The 3,082-nt window shown below is 63.7% G+C and carries 4 protein-coding genes, 1 tRNA gene and 2 pseudogenes; 2 read left to right on the top strand and 5 right to left on the bottom strand.

Going from position 1 to position 3,082, the window contains the following annotated elements; all coding sequences use genetic code 11:
- From obgE to rplU, 4 genes and pseudogenes are all read right to left on the bottom strand, one after another.
- Positions 1 to 236, bottom strand: a pseudogene (gene obgE, locus ACE3S9_RS17550) (GTPase ObgE); the annotation flags it as partial.
- Positions 237 to 299: 63 nt separating this feature from the next.
- Positions 300 to 908 carry a GNAT family N-acetyltransferase gene (locus tag ACE3S9_RS17545; protein WP_374547771.1) on the bottom strand — a complete coding sequence of 203 codons (609 nt, stop codon included), beginning with the start codon at positions 906 to 908 and terminating at the stop codon, positions 300 to 302.
- A gap of 216 nt (positions 909 to 1,124) precedes the next feature.
- Positions 1,125 to 1,397 (bottom strand): 50S ribosomal protein L27, encoded by a 273-nt coding sequence (gene rpmA, locus ACE3S9_RS17540; RefSeq protein ID WP_374547770.1) that lies wholly within the window; start codon positions 1,395 to 1,397, stop codon positions 1,125 to 1,127.
- Between the two features lie 74 nt (positions 1,398 to 1,471).
- A complete protein-coding gene (gene rplU / locus ACE3S9_RS17535; protein ID WP_374547769.1) occupies positions 1,472 to 1,783 on the bottom strand; it encodes a 50S ribosomal protein L21 in 312 nt (103 codons plus the stop codon).
- Between the two features lie 368 nt (positions 1,784 to 2,151).
- Here rplU and ACE3S9_RS17530 point away from each other — a divergent pair.
- Together ACE3S9_RS17530 and ACE3S9_RS17525 are read left to right on the top strand one after the other, a co-directional pair.
- Positions 2,152 to 2,241: transfer RNA gene (locus tag ACE3S9_RS17530), tRNA-Ser, on the top strand.
- An 89-nt stretch (positions 2,242 to 2,330) separates the two neighbouring features.
- Positions 2,331 to 2,981: a DUF6538 domain-containing protein gene (locus tag ACE3S9_RS17525; protein ID WP_374547768.1), complete on the top strand. Its 651-nt coding sequence runs from the start codon at positions 2,331 to 2,333 to the stop codon at positions 2,979 to 2,981.
- Here the strand turns inward: ACE3S9_RS17525 and ACE3S9_RS17520 are convergent.
- A pseudogene (locus tag ACE3S9_RS17520) lies at positions 2,968 to 3,082 on the bottom strand (IS5/IS1182 family transposase); the annotation flags it as partial. The gene ACE3S9_RS17525 and the pseudogene ACE3S9_RS17520 overlap by 14 nt on opposite strands.

The following is a 3,082-nucleotide window of genomic DNA, read 5'->3' as shown; positions in this document are numbered from 1 at the left end:
GCGCGGTTCTTGCCCATGCCATGCATGCCGGTCTTGGCCTTGAAATGCTGCTGATAGCGGTAGTCGATCAGCGTGTTCAGCCCGGAGACGCATTCGGCCACGACATCGCCGCCGCGCCCGCCGTCGCCGCCGTCGGGTCCGCCGAATTCAATGAATTTTTCGCGCCGAAATGAGACGCAGCCTGCGCCGCCATCGCCCGAGCGAACGTAAATCTTGGCCTGATCGAGAAATTTCATCTTGGAATCCGGCGCGGCCGCGCGAAATTCGCGGGCCGCGCATAGTGGGTTAGGCCTTGCTTCTCAGGATAAGGCTGTATCGGAGGCGAGCCCGGCCCGCAAGCCGGCGCCGGCGAAGCTCGCCCAGTCGCGGCGGCGCAGCACGAAGCGCGTCACCGGGCTGTCGGCATGGCGGCCGGGGCCGGATTCGAGCCGCCCGTCCTCGACGAAGCCGCTCTTCTCCAGAACGACGCGCGAGGCCGCGTTTTCCGGCAGCAGCAGCGCCGTCAACGCGTCGCCCTCGGTCACCCGGAAAAAGGCGTCCGTCACGGCCTCGACCGCCTCGCTCATCAGGCCGGCGCCCCAATAGGGCTGGCCCAGCCAGAAGCCGAGCAATGGCCCGTGGTCGCTCGCCTCGACGCCGACCACGCCGACGAATTTGCGCGGGAAGGTCTTGAGCGTCAGCGCGAGACGCGAGGCCGAGCCCAGCGCATTGCCGGCGCGCGCCGCCAGGATGAAGCGTTCGGCGTCCTCAAGCTCATAGGGATGTGGAATCAAGGCCGTCATGCGGGCGACGTCCCAATCGCCGGCCAAGGCGGCGATTGCGGGCGCATCGGTCTCGCGCGGCCAGCGCAGCCACAGCCGCCGCGTTTCGAGCCGGAAGACATCGTCGCGAGCGAGTTCGGGAAACATGAATAGGCTCCGGTCAAAAAGCAAAAGGGGAAACGGCGCCGTTTCCCCTGAGCTATTGGTTCCGGATTCGAATCCTGCCTGAAGAATGTGACCTTCTTCGTGCTGGACCGTGGTCTTTTGTCGTCTCGCCGGATCGCCGGCCGGATGCCAAAAGGCTCGATTTCGGGACCACTCGGGGGGCTTGCGCCCTGAAGGCCCCGGAAATCGCGACCTTCCTTATTCCGCGGCTTCCGCCGCCGGGGCTGGCGTTACGGTAATGACCGAACGGGAGCCCTGGGTCTTGAACAACACCTTGCCGTCTACGAGCGCGAACAGGGTGTGATCCTTGCCCATGCCGACATTGGCGCCGGCATGCCATTTGGTGCCGCGTTGACGCACGATAATGTTGCCCGGGACGACGCTTTCGCCGCCGAACTTCTTCACGCCAAGGCGCCGACCTTCCGAGTCGCGCCCGTTGCGGGACGAACCGCCTGCCTTTTTGTGAGCCATATTCCTGCTCCGAAATTCTTGTCTCTGGCCGCTGCTGGAGCGGCGCTCTCGTCAATGAAGGAAGCGCGAGCCGATCAGGCGACGACTTCGGTGATGCGAACGATCGTCAGATCCTGACGATGACCGCGCTTGCGCTTGGAATTCTTGCGGCGGCGCTTCTTGAAGGAAATGACCTTCGGGCCGCGGGACTGCTCGACGATCTCGCCCTTGACGGAGGCGCCGGCCACGAAAGGCGCGCCGATCTGGGCGGCGCCGTCCTTCTCGACCAGGAGAACGTCGGAAAAGGTCACGACTTCGCCGGCTTCGCCAGCCAGCGACATGACGGTGATCTGCTCTTCGGCGGCGACGCGATATTGCTTGCCGCCGGCTTTAATGACTGCGAACATCGTTTTTCCTCGTGTTCGATCCGACGCTGCGCCCGAGGCGCGGCCGGCTTCTTTGCAGTGGAACCGGGTGGATGGACCTTTGGGCGTAGCCTTGAGGGCGGGGCCGGCGGGTCCGGTTACGGGCGAAATCCGGCGCGGGGTCCGAAAAACGCAAATGTCGCGGCGTTCGGCCACGACAAACCGTTGGGTTTCCTATGCGGCAGCGCCCACAATGTCAAGCCTGGATTGCGCCCGGAACAAAGCTTACAGGATTTTCCTCCGGGCGCGCCACTTTCTTGGCCAAGCCGCTTGCGCGCCGACGCATGGCCTGTTATTGCGCCGCCTCACCACCGGTTGGGCGATTTGAGCCCGCCGTCGCACCTTGGATTGGAGAGGTGGCTGAGTGGTTGAAAGCACCGCACTCGAAATGCGGCATACGGGCAACCGTATCGGGGGTTCGAATCCCTCCCTCTCCGCCACCCTTGCCTCGAGACCTTGATTTTCCTTAAACTGCTGGAACGACAGCTGGTTTGCGGCCTTAACTGTGACCCAGCGGTGTGTTTCGGACATGAGTCTCGTGAGCAATATCGTGCGCCGTGGCGCCGTCTATTATTTCAGGCGGCGCGTGCCAGCCAAGATCCAGGCGATCTTGGGCCAAAAGGTCATTCGCGAAAGCCTCGGCGAGCGCGACCCCAAGGTCGCGCGGCGCAAGGCCGCCGAACGCAACCTGTTCTGGGAGCGCGAATTCGCCAAGGCCGAGGCCCAGCTAGCGGCCAAACCGCCGCAGCCCCAGACGCGCGTTGAGCTCAGCGAGGCCGAGATCGCGGCGATCCTTGCTGGCTATCGCAGGCATCTCCTCTGGTCGGACGAACAAATCCGGCTTCGCGGGCTTGGCGGCCAGGACAATGGTCTGCCCGACCATCAATATAACCTCCTCACCGAGGTCCTCCAGGACATCGAACAGTTCGCGGCCGATGGGATAGCGCGCGGACGCGCCCTGTCCCCGGCCAATCGGGACACGATGGATTCCTATTTAGGAGCGCGCGGCCTTCGCCTTGACCCCTCCTCCAGGGCCTATGAACGCGTTGCGATCGGCTTCCTGCACACACGGGCAGAATGTATCCAGCTTTGGAAGGACCGCCACGCCGGGAAGATCGTCGAAACACCCCGCGAGCCACAGACGCCGACTTCATTAGGCCGCAGACTCATAACGATTTGATCCAGATGCGCGCCGCCGCGAGTTTGATGGCGGCGAGGAAGTTGAGCGGATTCTTGTCGTAGCGGGTAGCGATGCCGCGCAAGTGCTTGAGCTTGTTGAAG

This window comes from Rhodoblastus sp., assembly GCF_041915505.1.
Lineage (GTDB): Bacteria > Pseudomonadota > Alphaproteobacteria > Rhizobiales > Beijerinckiaceae > Rhodoblastus.
Note: the sequence above shows the minus strand (reverse complement) of the source record. Positions and strands in the feature narration are given on the sequence as shown.

What these genes read in the sequence shown, in the direction of transcription:
- ACE3S9_RS17545 (WP_374547771.1), bottom strand. Translation starts at nt 908, where the DNA reads ATGTTTCCCGAACTCGCTCGCGACGATGTCTTCCGGCTCGAAACGCGG.
- rplU (WP_374547769.1), bottom strand. Translation starts at nt 1,783, where the DNA reads ATGTTCGCAGTCATTAAAGCCGGCGGCAAGCAATATCGCGTCGCCGCC.
- rpmA (WP_374547770.1), bottom strand. Translation starts at nt 1,397, where the DNA reads ATGGCTCACAAAAAGGCAGGCGGTTCGTCCCGCAACGGGCGCGACTCG.
- ACE3S9_RS17525 (WP_374547768.1), top strand. Translation starts at nt 2,331, where the DNA reads ATGAGTCTCGTGAGCAATATCGTGCGCCGTGGCGCCGTCTATTATTTC.